Annotated in this window: 9 protein-coding genes; 7 read left to right on the forward strand and 2 right to left on the reverse strand. The window is 68.0% G+C overall.

From position 1 onward, the window contains the following. Positions 1-9: 9 nt before the first annotated feature. Positions 10-858 (reverse strand): formyltetrahydrofolate deformylase, encoded by an 849-nt coding sequence (gene purU / locus ABUE11_RS01935; RefSeq protein ID WP_367067343.1) that lies wholly within the window; start codon positions 856-858, stop codon positions 10-12. Positions 859-935: 77 nt separating this feature from the next. Here purU and ABUE11_RS01940 point away from each other — a divergent pair, with 77 nt between their 5' ends. Further along, entirely contained in the window at positions 936-3200 is a 2265-nt protein-coding gene (locus tag ABUE11_RS01940; protein WP_367067345.1) for an EAL domain-containing protein, read from the forward strand. A gap of 273 nt (positions 3201-3473) precedes the next feature. On the opposite strand, the gene ABUE11_RS01945 is transcribed toward ABUE11_RS01940, so the two are convergent. Next, the gene (locus tag ABUE11_RS01945; RefSeq protein WP_367067346.1) at positions 3474-4373 is read right to left on the reverse strand and encodes a ChaN family lipoprotein; all 900 of its coding nucleotides are present in this window, start codon (positions 4371-4373) and stop codon (positions 3474-3476) included. A gap of 276 nt (positions 4374-4649) precedes the next feature. On the opposite strand from ABUE11_RS01945, the gene ABUE11_RS01950 reads away from it, so the two are divergent. The 6 genes from ABUE11_RS01950 (at position 4650) to ABUE11_RS01975 (ending at position 16583) form a co-directional block, all read left to right on the forward strand. Then, complete coding sequence (locus ABUE11_RS01950; protein ID WP_367067347.1) at positions 4650-7082, forward strand: adenosylcobalamin-dependent ribonucleoside-diphosphate reductase; 2433 nt, start codon at positions 4650-4652, stop codon at positions 7080-7082. A 93-nt stretch (positions 7083-7175) separates the two neighbouring features. Beyond that, entirely contained in the window at positions 7176-9077 is a 1902-nt protein-coding gene (locus ABUE11_RS01955; RefSeq protein WP_367067348.1) for a type IV pili methyl-accepting chemotaxis transducer N-terminal domain-containing protein, read from the forward strand. Beyond that, positions 9074-9751, forward strand: coding sequence for a response regulator (locus tag ABUE11_RS01960; RefSeq protein WP_367067349.1), 678 nt, complete (start codon positions 9074-9076; stop codon positions 9749-9751). Before ABUE11_RS01955 ends, ABUE11_RS01960 begins: the two co-directional genes overlap by 4 nt. Positions 9752-9965: 214 nt before the next feature. Beyond that, positions 9966-11252: a nitrate/nitrite transporter gene (locus ABUE11_RS01965; RefSeq protein WP_367067350.1), complete on the forward strand. Its 1287-nt coding sequence runs from the start codon at positions 9966-9968 to the stop codon at positions 11250-11252. 33 nt (positions 11253-11285) lie between these two features. Further along, positions 11286-12731: an MFS transporter gene (locus ABUE11_RS01970; protein ID WP_367067352.1), complete on the forward strand. Its 1446-nt coding sequence runs from the start codon at positions 11286-11288 to the stop codon at positions 12729-12731. A gap of 45 nt (positions 12732-12776) precedes the next feature. Next, on the forward strand, positions 12777-16583 hold the full coding sequence (locus ABUE11_RS01975) for a nitrate reductase subunit alpha (RefSeq protein WP_367067353.1): 3807 nt from the start codon (positions 12777-12779) through the stop codon (positions 16581-16583). Positions 16584-16597: the final 14 nt, after the last annotated feature.

Below are 16597 nucleotides of genomic sequence, written 5' to 3' on the forward strand. Positions count from 1 at the left end.
GGCTGGGGATCAGCGAAAGACCACGGTCTTGTGGCCGTTGAGCAGCACGCGGTGCTCGCTGTGCCACTTGACGGCACGCGCGAGCACCAGGCTTTCGGTGTCGCGCCCGCGTGCGGTCAGATCCTCCACGGCGTCCGTGTGATCGGCGCGCGCCACGTCTTGTTCGATAATCGGCCCCTCGTCGAGGTCGGCCGTGACGTAGTGGGCGGTGGCGCCGATGAGCTTCACGCCCCGGTCATGCGCCTGGTAATAGGGCTTGGCGCCCTTGAAGCTCGGCAGGAAGCTGTGGTGGATGTTGATCGCGCGGCCCGCCAGTTTGGTGCACAGCTCGTTGGACAGCACCTGCATGTAGCGCGCCAGCACCACCAACTCGGCGCCTTCGGATTCGATGATCTCGTACTGCCGTGCCTCGGCCTGGGCCTTGGTGGCGGCGGTGACTGGAATGTGGTGAAACGGAATGTTGTAGCTCGCGGCCAGCTGGTAGAAGTCGCGGTGGTTGCTGATGATGGCGCGAATGTCGATGGGCAGCAGGCCGCTTTTCACGCGGAACAGCAGGTCGTTGAGGCAATGGCCCTCGCGGCTGACCATGAGCACGGTGCGCATGGCCTCGGACTTGGCGTGCAGGCTCCAGCGCATGGCGTAGGGCTCGGCAAACCGCGCCAGGTGTTCCTTGAGCGTGGCGCAGTCATGCTCGGCGCAGGCGAACTGCACGCGCATGAAGAACAGGCCGGTGGCGTCGTCGTTGTACTGGGCGGCCTCTTCGATGTTGCCGCCATGCTCGAGCAGAAAGCCCGAGACGGCGTGCACCAGCCCCAGTCGGTCGGGACAGGACAGGGTAAGTATGTAGGCGGGAGTCATGGTGCGCATTGTCGCAGCAGGTTTCCGCCCTTTGCGGAGTGATGATGAAAACGATTGCGCCGGAGGGCGACCTCCGGATGGCCCCGTGGTGGGGCATGGCGCTGTATCTGGCGGCGGGCATTGTCTGGGTGTCCGTGGGTGATGCGCTGCTTGAGCACTGGGTGCGCACGCCCGAGCAGCTCGCGCGCTGGCAGACCGTCAAGGGCGGGCTCTACGTGGTCTTCACCGGCTTGCTGGCCTGGTGGCTGCTCGCGCAGATGCGCAGCGCCGAGCGCCTGCGCCATGCCGCGCTCGAGCGCAGCGAGACCATGCTGCGCCTGGCGCTCGACGGCAGCGGCAGCGGCATGTGGGACTGGGATCTGGCGCGCCGGCGCACGAGCGGATCGCCCGGCCTGTGGCGCCTGCTGCGCTGCAGCGAGCAGCGGCCGCCGCAGCGGCTGAACCTGCTGCGCCGCCTGCATCCCGAGGACCGCCCGCGTCTGCACCGCGCGGTGCTGCGCGCCATTGCCACGGGCAAGCCCTTCGACGAGAGCGCGCGCCTGCAATGCTTCGACGGCAGCTACTGCTGGTTCCAGGCGCGCGGGCAGTGCCATCGCGACGCACAGGGGCGGCCGGTGCGCTTCTCGGGCATCCTCACCGATCTCACGGACAGCCGCGCGGCCGACGAGCGTCAACGCCTGGCCAGCACCGTGGTGGACAACGCCGTCGAGGGCGTGATCGTGGCCGACGCCCAGGGCCACATTCTCTCGGTCAACCCCGCGGTCACGCGCGTGCTGGGCTATTCCGAGGGCGAGCTGCTGGGGCGCAATCCGCGCATCCTCCAGTCCGGGCGCCACGACCGCGCGTTCTACGAGGCCATGTGGGGCGCGGTGCGGCGCACGGGCCGCTGGCAGGGCGAGATCTGGAACCGGCGCAAGAACGGCGAGGTCTTTCCCGAGCACATGTCGCTGTCGGCGGTGCGTGATGCGGAAGGCGAGATCACGCACTACGTGTGCATGTTCAGCGACATCTCGCACGAGAAGGCACAGCGCCAGCGCCTGGAGTATCTGGCGCATCGCGACAGCTTGACGGGGCTGCCCAACCGCGACTGGTTCGTCGAGCAGCTGGGCGACGCCATGACCCAGTCGCTCAACCATGGCGAGCAGATGGCGCTGCTGATACTCAACGTCGATCGCTTCAAGGACGTGAACGACAGCTTTGGCCATGTCGTGGGCGACGAGGTGCTCAGGCATATCGCGCAGCAGGTGCGGCTGAGCCTGCGCCCGGGCGACCTCATGGGGCGCATGGCCGGCGACGAGCTGGCCGTGCTCGCACGCAATCTGCGCCACCGTGAAGGCGCGGCCGCCGTGGCGCGCCATCTGATCGATGCCGCCGGCAAGGCCTGGTGCACCCCGGACGGCATCGAGGTGGCGACCGGGATCAGCGTGGGCATTGCCATGTTCCCCGAGGACGCGCGCACGCCCGAGCAGCTGCTGCAAGGCGCGCATTCCGCCGTCTACGGTGCCAAGGCCAGCGGGCGCAGGGCGCACGCCTTCTTCGACGACTCGATGATCCAGGCCGCGCGCGAGCGGCTGGAGATCGAGGCGCGGCTGCGCGTGGCACTGGCCCAGGGGCATCTGGCGCTGCATTACCAGCCGCAGCTGAGCGTGACCACAGGCCGCATCGAGGGTGCCGAGGCATTGGTGCGCTGGTGCGACCCCGAGGAGGGCGTGATCTCGCCCGCGCGCTTCATTCCCATCGCCGAGACCTCGGGCGTGGTCGGGCCGCTGGGCCGCTGGGTCATGCAGGAGGCCTGCCGCCAGGCACAGGCGTGGCGGCAGGCCGGCCTGCCGGAGATCCGGGTGGCGGTGAACGTCTCGCCGCGCCAGTTCCAGATCGACGATGTGGCCGACTGCGCCGCGCTGGCGCTGAGCGTCAGCGGTCTTCCGGCCCATTGCCTGGAGCTCGAGCTCACCGAGTCGGCCCTGGCCGAGCGTCCCGAGACCATGCGCCAGGTGCTGCAGCGCCTGCGGGCCCAGGGCGTGCGCATCGCGGTGGACGACTTCGGCACGGGCTACTCATCGCTCTCGCATCTCAAGCGCTTTCCCATCGACGTGCTCAAGATCGATCAGGGCTTCATACGCGACATCCCGGCCAACACCGACGACATGGCGATCAGCGCCACCATCATCGCCATGGGGCACAGCCTGGGGCTGACGGTACTGGCCGAGGGCGTGGAGACGACCGCACAGCTGGACTTTCTGCGCGAGCGCGGCTGCGACAGCTATCAGGGCTATCTGTGCAGCCGCCCCGTGCCGGCGCAGGAGTTCGAGCGGCTGCTGCGGGCGCAGTCCGCCGCGTGACGGCGGGCTAGGGCCTGTTAACGCTACGCAAGGGGATCGCGTTGCTTCGCAAAGGGAGTGGATGCAAGGCGCCCGTGCGCAGCAAGGCGTGCGCCTTGCAAGCGCGGGCAACGCCGCAGACGGTCCCTTTGCGGCGCAACCCGAAGGGAAGCTCGGCACAGCCCTCCCCTCGGCGTTGCGCTCCTTGTGCGTACCGACGTACGCACAGCGTTGCGCGCCTTGATGGGCGTGCTGTGCCGAGCTTCGCGACCTCTTGCGTAGCGTTAACAGGCCCTAAGGCCTGGCAGGCGCCGCCCCGGGCGGGCGCGCGCGCAGCTCGGCGCAATGGTCGTGCGGCTCCAGGGCCGGCGTGAGGTGGATGTAGTCTGCCTCTGTTTTGATAGCTGCCAGCGCTTGTCCCGCCTGGGCTATTGCCACTTTTGACTCAAAATCCCGCGGCAGCCAGGTGGGCACGCCCAGGTCGCGGCGTACATGGCCCCAGCCGGCGGCCAGCAGCACGGTGCGGCCCGGCGTGCGCGCCTCGAGCAGGGCGCGGGCCATGCTGGCGTCGCGCGCGAGCTGTATGCGCACCATGGGCATGAGGCGCTCGGGCGGCAGCAGATGGCAATGGCCCTCGGCGATGGCCTCGCGCTGCAGCGCCAGCGCCTGCGGCGGCAGGTGGCCGTCGAGCGACGCGTCCTGCATGGCCGCGCGCATCTGGGCACGCGGCAGGTTGCCGCCGCGCACCGGCACGCCCGCGGCCACGGCGGCCATGACGACCTCGCGGTAACGCTCCCAGGGCCAGGCGGCCTCGTTCCAGCGCAGGGCGGCGCGCACCTGATCGGCGCCGGCATCGGCGGGCAGGCCGTCGGTGCGCGTGCCGGCCTCGGCCATCTCCAGCACCAGCGCCGCCAGGCGGCCGCGCGTGGCCAGCCAGCGCACGGTGTCGGCCTCCCAGCGCTGGTGCGCGCTCGCGTCATGCTGCTCGCCCAGCAGCAGGGCATCGGGCCTGGGCCAGCGTTCGAGCTGCGCGTGCCAGGCGGCATCGGCGCCGGCGTGCGCGGCCGGTGGCAGGGGCTGCAGCCGGGCGCAGCCCGTGAGCGCCGCCAGCAGCAGCCACGCCCACCACAGGGTGCGCAGCGAACGCAGGGGACGAAGAAGGCAAAGAGCGGGGGAGGAGGGGGACGATGGCATGCCGCAATGGTAGGCGTGGCGGCATTGCAACCAGTCGTAAATTCCACTTGCGTGCGCCCACGGGCCGTCGGTAATGAGTGGCATGGCCCATGGCCTGGGGGCCGGGTGCTACAGGAAATGTAGATCGGCCGGGCCGGGCGCGGCCTGCTGTCATGCGCCGCTGCAAGGTCTTGATGCAGGTTCACGGCATGGCCTGGCTCCCGGTGGGAGAATCGCCGATTGCCACCGCGAGGGGATTCGCGGTGTGCCCGACTGAACCCTTTCGGAGCCCCCTTCATGCAACGTGAAATCACCGACCTCGCCCCCAGCCTGTCCACCCAACCCATCAGCCTGGATGTGCTGACGGAAAAATACTTCAAGGCTGGCGAGAGCGATGTCGAGGATCTGTACCGCCGCGTGGCCCGGGCGCTGGCATCGGTGGAGCGCGAGGACATCCGCGAGGCCATGCAGGCCCGCTTCCTGGACAACCTGCGCGCCGGTGCCATCGGCGCCGGCCGCATCATGAGCGCCGCCGGCACGGACATCCAGGCCACTCTGATCAACTGCTTCGTGCAACCCGTGGGTGACTGCATCCAGGGCGTGGACGACGCCGGCTACCCCGGCATCTACGAGGCCCTGCGCGAGGCCGCCGAGACCATGCGCCGCGGCGGCGGCGTGGGCTATGACTTCTCGCGCATCCGCCCGCGCGGCGCGCGCGTCAAGGGCACGGCCTCCATGGCCTCGGGCCCGTGCAGCTACATCAACGTCTTCGACCAGTCCTGCTCCACCGTGGAGAGCGCGGGCGCGCGCCGCGGTGCGCAGATGGGCGTGCTGCGCATAGACCACCCGGACGTGCTGGACTTCATCACCGCCAAGCGCACGCCGGGCCGCTGGAACAACTTCAACGTCTCGGTGGGCGTGCCCGACGCCTTCATGCGCGCCGTCGAGCAGGATGGCGAGTGGGAACTGGTGCACCCGGCCGAGCCCGGCACCGAACTCGTCAAGGCCGGCGCCTACCGCCGCGCCGACGGCCAGTGGGTGTACCGTAAGGTGCGCGCGCGCGAGCTCTGGGACACCATCATGAAGTCGGCCTACGACTTCGCCGAGCCCGGCATCCTGTTCCTGGACCAGATCAACAACGACAACAACCTCGGCTACACCGAGGTCATCCAGGCCACCAACCCCTGCGGCGAGCAGCCGCTGCCGCCCTATGGCTGCTGCGACCTCGGGCCCATCATCCTCACGCGCTTCGTGCGCAACCCCTTCGGCCTGCACGGCGAGCCGGCGTTCGACTTCGACGCCTTCGAGAAGGCCGTCGCCACCCAGGTGCGCGCGCTCGACAACGTGCTCGATGTGACCTTCTGGCCGCTGCCCCAGCAGCAGGCCGAATCGGCCGCCAAGCGCCGCATCGGCGTGGGCTTCACGGGCATGGGCAACACCCTGGCCATGCTGTGCAAGCGCTACGACCGTCAGGACGGGCGCGACATGGCGGTGCAGATCGCCGAGCGCATGCGCAACGCCGCCTACCGCGCCTCTGTCGAGCTGGCCAAGGAAAAGGGCGCCTTCCCCAAGTTCAAGGCCGAGGGCTATCTGGCCAAGGGCACGTTTGCCAGCCGCCTGCCCGAGGACATCCAGAAGCAGATCAGGAAGCACGGCATACGCAACAGCCATCTGCTGTCCATCGCCCCCACGGGCACGGTGAGCCTGGCCTTTGCCGACAACGCCTCCAACGGCATCGAGCCGCCGTTCTCCTGGACCTACACGCGCAGGAAGCGCGAGGCCGACGGCAGCAAGAGCGAGTACGTGGTCGAGGACTACTCCTGGCGCCTGTACAAGACCCTGGGCGGCGACGTGAACAAGCTGCCCGAATACTTCGTGAGCGCCATGGACATGGCCGCCGCCGACCATGTGGCCATGATGGAGGCCGTGCAGCCCTATGTGGACACGGCCATCTCCAAGACCGTGAACGTGCCCGAGGACTATCCCTACGACGACTTCAAGGGCCTGTACATGCAGGCCTGGCACTCGCGCCTCAAGGGCCTGGCCACCTACCGCCCCAACAGCATCCTGGGCGCCGTGCTCGAGGTGCCCGCCGCCACCGAGGCCAAGCCCCAGGCCGAACCGGCGCCTGCACCGGCGCCCGTGGACCTGCAGCGCGTGGTGATCGAGAGCCGGCCCAAGGGCGGCCTGGACGCCGTGGCCGAGAAGATCGAATACTGGACCCAGGAAGGCCTCAAGCGCCTGTACCTCATCGTCTCCTTCCTGCCCGTGTCCGACGGCCGTGGCAAGACGGTGGAGCGCGCCGTCGAGTTCTTCATGCCCGTGGGCCAGAGCAGCGAGTCGCAGCAGTGGATCACCTCCAGCATGCGCCTGCTGTCGCTGGCCGCGCGCGGCGGCTTCCTCGAGCGCGCGCTGTCGGACATGCGCAAGGTGGCCTGGGACCGTGGCCCGGTGCGCCTGGGCTCGTTCACCCGCGCCGACGGCGCGCAGGTGCCGCTGTGGCATGACTCCGAGGTCGCGGCCATCGCCTACGCCATCCAGACCATTCTGGCGCGCCGCACCCAGGAGCCGCAGCAGCAGGTGCTGCCGCTCGACGAGCCCGAGGTGCAGGTGGGCATGCCGCCCACCATGGCCGGCAAGAAGTGCAACGAATGCGGCGCCCATGCCGTGATCCGCAAGGACGGCTGCGACTACTGCACGCAGTGCGGCGCCATCGGCAGCTGCGGCTGATTCGCGCTGACCTGCTGACCCAAACGCCTGCTGCGGCAGGCGTTTTTGTTGCTGGCGGGCGCGCGGCGCCGTCGTCTGCGTACACTGACAGCCATGCGCAAGAAGCTCACGCTGTCGACCAAGCTGCTGACCATGGGCACGGCATTTCTGCTCGTGGCCCTGGCATCCATAGGCTTCACGCTATGGGTGACATGGCAGCTCGAAGGCGGCGCCGCGGCCGTCAACGAGGCCGGGCGTCTGCGCATGAACATGCTGCGCATGATCCTGGCGCAGCAGAACGAGTCGCGCAGCGACTTCGTGCGTCTGGAGCAGCGCTTCGAGGACGGGCTTGAGCTGCTGCGCACGGGCGACCCGGCGCGCCCGCTGTTCGTGCCCTGGAGCGAGGAGACGCGCACGCGCTACGAGCGCCTGCGCAGCGAATGGCAGTCGATCCGCGCGCAGTGGAACGGGCCTCAGCCGCCCAGCGCCGCAGATGCCGTGGCGCGCGGTGATGCCTATGTCAGCGAGATCGACGACTTCGTCGGCGCCATCGAGGTGCAGATCATGCGCTGGACCGCGGGGCTGCACCTGTTCCAGCTGTTCCTCGTGGGCCTGACGATCGCGGCCGCCGTGGCCTTCATGGTGCTGAGCTACTGGCTGGTGCTCAACCCCGTGAACCAGCTGCGCCAGGCACTCGCGGCCATGCGCCGCGGCGAGCTCGGCACGCGCCTGGCGGTCGAGACGGATGACGAGTTCGGCCAGCTCGCCGCGGGCTTCAACCTCATGGCCCATGCGCTGCAGACCTCGCACGAGGATCTCGAGCGCAAGGTGCGCGAGAAGACGGCCAGCATCGCGGAGCAGAATCAGCGCCTGGCGGCGCTCTATACGGTGAGCGCCCTGGCGGGTGAGGCCGGCAGCCTGGAGACCCTGGCCCAGGGCTTTGCGCGCGAGATGCGGCAGGCCGCCGGGGCCGATGCGGCCGCCGTGCGCTGGTCCGACGAGGCCAACGAGCGCTATCTGCTGCTCGCCCATGACGGCCTGCCGCGCGCCATGGTCGAGGCCGAGCAATGCCTGCACGCCGGCGAATGCGACTGCGCCCCGCCCGGAGTGCAGGCGCAGATGCGCGTGATTCCGATCCAGTCCACGCCCTCGAACCGGCTGCCGCATTGCGGCCAGGAGGGCTACCAGACCGTGATCAGCGTGCCCGTGCGCCAGCACCAGCGCGTGCTCGGCGAGGTGACGCTGCTGTACCGCGGCATGCGCACCCCGTCCGACGAGATGCGCGAGCTGCTCTCCACCATGGCACAGCATCTGGCCTCCGCGCTCGAGGGCCTGCGCGCGAGCGCCCTCGAGCGCGAGGCCGCGGTGGCGCAGGAGCGCGCGCTGATCGCGCGCGAGCTGCACGACTCCATCGCCCAGTCGCTCGCGTTTCTGAAGATCCAGACCCAGCTGCTGCGCGACGCCATCGCCAAGTCCAACGTGGCCGCGCGCGACCAGAGCCTGGCCGAACTCGACACCGGCGTGCGCGAGTGCTACGCGGACGTGCGCGAGCTGCTGGTGCACTTTCGCACGCGCACGCAGGACGAGGACATCGAGGAGGCGCTGCGCGTGACGCTGTCGAAGTTCGAGCACCAGAGCGGGCTGTCGACGCAGCTGTCGATGCAGGGCCAGGGACTGCCGCTCGCGCCCGACGTGCAGATCCAGGTGCTGCACATCGTGCAGGAGGCGCTGTCCAACGTGCGCAAGCATGCAGGGGCGCGCAAGGTCTGGCTCGATGTGCAGCGCCATCCGCAATGGCGCTTCGAGGTGCGCGACGATGGCCAGGGGTTCGATCCGCGGGCCGTGCCGCCCGACTCGCTGCATGTGGGACTGGGCATCATGCGCGAGCGCGCAGAGCGCATAGGCGCCGAGCTCACGCTCGAGGCCACGCCCGGCCAGGGCACCTGCGTGACCCTGCAGCTGCCGCCCACGGCACGCGAGACGACGGGCGGCGGCGCTACCATGGCGGCCCTATGAGCGCGCCCATCACCCTGTTCCTGATCGATGACCACACCTTGCTGCGCCGCGGCCTGGTGGCGCTGCTGAGTCAGCAGGCCGACCTGCGCGTGGTGGGCGAGGCGGGCGACGCCGGCGAGGCCCTGCGCATGCTGCCGGCCCTGTGCCCGGACGTGATCCTGCTCGACAACCACCTGCCCGGCGTGCGCGGCGTCGATGCCATCGCCGGCCTGCGCGAGGCCTCGCCCGACAGTCGCGTGGTCATGCTCACCGTGAGCGAGGACGGCGCGGATCTGGCCACCGCGCTGCGCCATGGAGCGCAGGGCTATCTGCTCAAGACCATCGACGGCGACCTGCTGGCCGAGGCCGTGCGCCGCGCCGCGCGCGGCGAGCCCGTGGTCAGCCCCGAGATGATGGGCAAGCTGGTCGCGGCCTTCCAGTCCCAGGGCGCGCCCGAGCCTGAGCCCGAGCCGGAACCCGAGGCGGCGCAACCCGGGCCGCAGCTGTCGCCGCGCGAGGAGGAGGTGCTGCGCGAGATCGCCCAGGGCGCGAGCAACAAGGAGATCGCGCGCCGCCTGGACATCGCCGAGACCACGGTGAAGATCCATGTGCAGCACATCCTGCGCAAGCTCGGCCTGAGCTCGCGCGTGCAGGCCGCGGTCTACGCGTCGGACCGGCTGCGCACCGAGCAGTAGTTTTGCGACTATTGTTTTGATAGCTGTTCGCGCTTTTGGGGAAAGCGCTGCAGCCGTTTATGGCTTGAAGGCACTACGCTGCCATAGTTCTTTGGGAGTAGGCGGCCGCCGCGCCCCATAGTTCTTCTGCAGCCGGCCATCTGTCCCTCTGGGGTATGGGAAAACCCTAGGCGCTCGGCGAACATCCATGCAAACACTCAGAGAGGACTATTGCATGGCAACCGCGTCGCAACCTGCGGCCAACGACTCCCGCCGCAATCGCCAGGCCTGGTCGGTGCTCATCGTCAGCACCCTGGCCTTCACCGTCTGTTTCATGGTCTGGATGATGTTCGGCATCATCGGCATCCCGATCAAGAAGATGCTGGACCTCAACGCCACGCAGTTCGGCCTGCTCACGGCCATGCCCGTGCTCACGGGCTCGCTGGTACGCGTGCCGCTGGGCATCTGGACCGACAAGTACGGCGGCCGCATCGTCATGGCCGTGCTCATGGCCTGCACGGTGCCGGCCATCTGGCTCATGGGCTACGCCACCGAGTACTGGCATTTCCTCGTCATCGGCCTGTTCGTGGGCCTTGCCGGCGGCTCGTTCTCGGTCGGCACGCCCTATGTCGCGCGCTGGTTCCCCAAGAACCGCCAGGGCACGGCCATGGGCGTGTACGGCGCGGGCAACTCGGGCGCGGCGGTGAACAAGTTCGTGGCGCCCGTCATCCTCGTGGCCTTCGGCTGGCAGGCCGTGCCCCAGGTGTACGCGGCCATCATGCTGGGCACGCTGGTGCTGTTCTGGCTGTTCAGCCACAGCGACCCCGCGCACCTGGTGCCGAGCAACGTGAAGTTCACCGACCAGCTCAAGGCGCTCAAGGATCCCAAGGTGCTCAAGTACTGCCAGTACTACAGCATCGTGTTCGGCGGCTATGTGGCGCTGGCGCTGTGGATGGTGCAGTACTACGTGGGTGAGTACGGCCTGGACATCCGCGTGGCGGCGCTGCTCGCGGCCTGCTTCTCGCTGCCCGGCGGCGTGCTGCGCGCCATCGGCGGCGTGCTCTCCGACAAGTACGGCGCGCACAGCGTCACCTGGTGGGTGATGTGGGTGAGCTGGATCTGCCTGTTCCTGCTGTCCTATCCGCAGACGGACTTCACCATCCTGACCGTGGACGGCCCCAAGACCTTCCACCTCGGCCTGAATGTCTACATGTTCACCGCGCTGCTGGCCGTGCTGGGCGTGGCCTGGGCCTTCGGCAAGGCCAGCGTGTTCAAGTACATCAGCGACGACTACTCCGGAAACATCGGCACCATCAGCGGCATCGTGGGTCTTGCCGGCGGCCTGGGTGGCTTCATCCTGCCCATCATGTTCGGTGCGCTCATGGACTGGACGGGCATACGCTCGAGCGCCTTCATGCTCATGTATGGCGTGGTCTGGGTGTCCCTCATCTGGATGTACTGGACCGAGGTGCGCCGCACCGACCTGCTGACCGGTGCCAATGCCGCACCCGCCCAGCGCTGATTCCCGCCACTTCATCACGATCGGAATCCCATCATGGCGAGCAATGCTGTAACCCAGAACAGTGGCCGCACGGGCCGCATGCTGCACATCTGGACGCCCGAGGACAAGGCCTTCTGGGAGCGCGAGGGCGAGGCCATCGCCAAGCTCAACCTGTGGATCTCGGTGCCCGCGCTGTTCCTGGCCTTTGCCATCTGGCAGGTCTGGAGCGTGGTCGCCGTGAACCTGCCGGCGCTGGGCTTCAAGTACTCGACCAACCAGCTGTTCTGGCTGGCCGCGGCGCCCGCGCTCTCGGGCGCGACGCTGCGCATCTTCTACTCCTTCATGGTGCCGGTGTTCGGTGGCCGGCGCTGGACGGCGCTGTCCACCGCGTCGCTGCTGATACCGGCGCTGGGCATAGGCTTTGCGGTGCAGGACAACACCACCAGCTACCCGACCATGCTGATCCTGGCGCTGCTGTGCGGCCTCGGCGGCGGCAACTTCAGCTCCAGCATGGCCAACATCAGCTTCTTCTTCCCCAAGGAGCGCAAGGGCTCGGCGCTGGGCGTGAACGCGGGCCTGGGCAACCTGGGCGTGTCCGTGGTGCAGTTCCTGAGCCCGCTGGTCATCACTCTGGGCATCTTCGGCATCTTCGGCGGCGAGGCACAGGTCATGATCCGCAACGGCGAGCCCCAGCATGTCTGGGCGCAGAACGCGGCCTTCATCTGGGTGCCGTGGATCGCCATCGTCTCGCTCGCCGCCTGGTTCGGCATGCACGACATCGCCGATGCCAAGGCCAGCTTCGCGGCCCAGGCGGCGATCTTCCGCGCCAAGCACAACTGGATCATGTGCGTGCTGTACCTGGGCACGTTCGGCTCCTTCATCGGCTTTGCCGCGGGCTTTCCGCTGCTCATGAAGGCGCTGTTCCCGTCCGTCAACCCGCTGGCCTATGCCTGGATGGGGCCGCTGCTGGGCGCCGTGATCCGCCCGTTTGGCGGCTGGCTGTCGGACAAGGTGGGCGGCGGTGTGGTCACCTTCTGGAACTTCATCGTCATGGTGCTGGCCGTGTTCGGCGTGCTGTACTTCCTGCCCAAGGGCCTGAGCCCGTATTCGCTGCCGTTCGGGCCGGCCGAGGGCAGCTTCACGGGCTTCTTCCTGATGTTCCTGGTGCTGTTCTGCACCACGGGCATTGGCAACGGCTCGACCTTCCGCATGATCCCCGTGATCTTTCTGAACCAGAAACTGAGTGCCCTGCGCGGCAACGACGAGGCCGCCCAGGCCCAGGCCATCAAGGACGGCAACACCGAGGGCGCGGCCGCCGTGGGCTTTGCCGGCGCGCTTGGCGCATATGGCGGCTTCTTCATTCCCAAGAGCTACGGCAGCTCGATCGCCGCCACGGGCGGCCCCGAGTTCGCGCTGTGGATGTTCATCGTCTTCTATCTGCTGTGCGTGGCCATCACCTGGTGGTACTACGCGCGCAAGAACGCCGAGATGCCCTGCTGAGCCGCATTACTACAACGACTGCAACGATTTCCAAGGAGTCCCACGATGAGCCATTTTCTCGACCGTCTCTCGTACTTCGCGCAGCCGCGCGAGGAATTCTCGAATGGCCATGGCCAGACCAACGGTGAAGACCGCACCTGGGAGGACGCCTACCGCGACCGCTGGGCGCACGACAAGATCGTGCGCTCCACCCATGGCGTGAACTGCACGGGCTCGTGCTCGTGGAAGATCTACGTCAAGGGCGGCATCGTCACCTGGGAAACCCAGCAGACCGACTACCCGCGCACGCGCGCCGACCTGCCCAACCACGAGCCGCGCGGCTGCGCGCGCGGCGCCTCGTACTCCTGGTACCTGTACAGCGCCAACCGCGTGAAGTACCCGCTCGTGCGCGGGCGACTTCTGAAGCACTGGCGCGCGGCCCTGGCCGTGGCCAAGAACCCCGTCGAGGCCTGGGCGAACATGGTGCAGAACGAGGCCGCGCGCCGCGAATGGCAGCAGCAACGCGGTCTCGGCGGCTTTGTGCGCTCGAGCTGGGACGAGGTCAACCAGATGATCGCCGCGGCCAATGTCTACACCATCAAGCAGTACGGGCCGGACCGCATCATGGGCTTCTCGCCGATCCCGGCCATGTCCATGATCTCCTACGCCGCGGGCAGCCGCTACCTGAATCTCATCGGCGGTGTGCCCATGAGCTTCTACGACTGGTACTGCGACCTGCCGCCGTCCAGCCCGCAGGTCTGGGGCGAGCAGACCGACGTGCCCGAGTCGGCCGACTGGTACAACAGCAACTTCATCATCGCCTGGGGCTCCAACGTGCCGCAGACGCGCACGCCCGACGCCCACTTCTTCACCGAGGTGCGCTACAAGGGCGCAAAAATCGTCTCTGTCACGCCCGACTATTCCGAGGTCGCCAAGCTGGCCGACCTGTGGCTGCACCCCAAGCAGGGCACGGACGCGGCCGTGGCCATGGCCATGGGCCATGTGATCCTCAAGGAGTTCTACTTCAAGGATGGCGGCAAGGGGCGCAGCGCCTACTTCGACGACTACGCGCGCCGCTATACCGACCTGCCGCTGCTCGTCGTGCTCGAGGACAAGCGGCTGCCCGACGGCCGCACCGTCAAGGTGCCCGGCCGCTATGTGCGCGCGAGCGACTTCGCGGACAAGCTCGGCCAGACCAACCACCCGGACTGGAAGACCGTGGCCTATGACGTGGACGGCAAGGTGGCACTGCCCAATGGGTCGATCGGCTTTCGCTGGGGCAAGGAGGGGCGCGACGACCAGGGCCTGTGGAACCTCGAGGACAAGGACGCGCGCGACGGCAACACCGTCAGGCTCAAGCTCTCGGTGCTCGAGGACGGCGCCCAGGCCCATGAGGTGACCGACGTCGCCTTCCCGTACTTCGGCGGCATAGAGACGCCCAACTTCGACGCCAACGACCAGGGCGGCGATGTCGTCGTGCGCCGTGTGCCCGTGACCTACCTCGATCTGAACGGCGAGGGCGTCAGCGGCCGCGTGGCCGTGGCCACGGTGTTCGACCTGCAGGTGGCCAACTACGGCGTGCTGCGCGGCCTGGAAGGCGAGGGACAGGATGGCGGCTACGACGCCAACCAGCCCTACACCCCCGCCTGGCAGGAGAAGATCACCGGCGTTCCGCGCGATCAGGTGATCACCGTGGCGCGCCAGTTTGCCGACAACGCCGACAAGACCCAGGGCCGCTCCATGGTCATCATCGGCGCGGCCATGAACCACTGGTACCACTGCGACATGAACTACCGCGGCATCATCAACATGCTGATGATGTGCGGCTGCATAGGCCAGTCGGGCGGTGGCTGGTCGCACTACGTGGGCCAGGAGAAGCTGCGCCCGCAGACCGGCTGGACGGCGCTGGCCTTCGCACTCGACTGGATACGCCCGCCGCGCCAGCAGAACTCCACGAGCTTCTTTTACGCCCACACCGACCAGTGGCGCTACGAGAAGCTCGGCGTGGACGAGGTGCTCTCGCCGCTGGCCGACCGGTCCGCCTACCAGGGCTCGATGATCGACTTCAACGTGCGCTCCGAGCGCATGGGCTGGCTGCCGAGCGCGCCGCAGCTGCAGGCCAATCCGCTGCAGCTGGTCAAGGACGCACAGGCCCAGGGGCTGGACCCCAAGGACTATGTGGTGCAGGCGCTCAAGAACGGCTCGCTCACCATGAGCTGCGAGGACCCGGACAACCCGCTGAACTGGCCGCGCAACATGTTCGTGTGGCGCTCCAACCTGCTGGGCAGCTCGGGCAAGGGGCATGAGTACTTCTTGAAGCACCTGCTGGGCACGCAGAACGGCGTGCAGGGCAAGGACCTGGGGCAGGACGAGGCCAAACCCCTGGAGGTGAAGTGGCATGCCAGCGCGCCCGAGGGCAAGCTCGATCTGCTGGTGACGCTGGACTTCCGCATGAGCACGACCTGTCTGTACTCCGACATCGTGCTGCCCACGGCCACCTGGTACGAGAAGAACGACCTCAACACCAGCGACATGCACCCCTTCATCCACCCGCTGTCGGCGGCCGTGGACCCGGCCTGGGAGGCCAGGAGTGACTGGGAGATCTACAAGGGCTTTGCCAAGGCCTTCAGCGAGGTCTGCGTCGGCCACCTGGGTGTCGAGAAGGAGGTGGTGCTCACGCCCATCATGCACGACACCGCGGGCGAGCTCGCCCAGCCCTATGGCGTCAAGGAATGGAAGACGGGCGAGTGTGACCTGATCCCCGGCGTCACCGCGCCGCAGATCACCGTGGTCGAGCGCGACTACCCGAACACCTACGCGCGCTTCACATCGCTGGGGCCCTTGATGGACCGCATCGGCAACGGCGGCAAGGGCATCGCCTGGAACACCCAGACCGAGGTCGAGCAGCTCGGCGACCTGAACGGCCGCGTGCGCGAGGAGGGCGCGACCCAGGGCCGCCCGAGGATAGTGACCGACATCGACGCCACCGAGACCGTGATGATGCTCGCGCCCGAGACCAACGGCCATGTGGCCTGCAAGGCCTGGGAGGCGCTGTCCAAGCAGACCGGGCGCGACCATGTGCACCTGGCGCTGCACCGTGAGGACGAGAAGATCCGCTTCCGCGACATCCAGGCGCAGCCGCGCAAGATCATCTCCTCGCCCACCTGGTCGGGGCTTGAGAGCGAGAAGGTCAGCTACAACGCCGGCTACACCAATGTGCACGAGCTGATCCCATGGCGCACGCTCACGGGCCGCCAGCAGTTCTACCAGGACCACCCCTGGATGCGCGACTTCGGCGAGGGCTTCTGCGCCTACCGCCCACCCGTCAACCTCAAGGCCCTGCATGAGGTCGAGGGCAAGAAGCCCAATGGCAACCCGGAGCTGGCGCTGAACTTCATCACGCCGCACCAGAAATGGGGCATACACAGCACGTACAGCGACAACCTGCACATGCTCACGCTCAACCGCGGCGGCCCGGTGATCTGGATCAGCGAGGAGGACGCCAAGCGCGGCGGCATCGTGGACAACGACTGGGTGGAGATCTTCAACGCCAACGGCGCGATCGCCGCACGCGCGGTGGTCAGCCAGCGCGTCAAGCCCGGCATGGTGCTCAAGTACCACGCGCAGGAGAAGACCATCAACATGCCCGGCGCGGAGACCACGGGCACGCGCGGCGGCATCCACAACTCGGTCACGCGCGTGGTCTTGAAGCCCACGCACATGATCGGCGGCTACGCCCAGTACAGCTACGGCTTCAACTACTACGGGACGATTGGCACCAACCGCGACGAGTTCGTGCTGGTGCGCAAGATGCGTCGCGTGGATTGGCTCGATGAGGTGGCGGGCAGCACCACGGCCAGCACCCATGCGTAAGAACGAAGGAGAAC

This window comes from Oryzisolibacter sp. LB2S, assembly GCF_040732315.1.
Classification (GTDB): domain Bacteria; phylum Pseudomonadota; class Gammaproteobacteria; order Burkholderiales; family Burkholderiaceae_C; genus Alicycliphilus; species Alicycliphilus soli.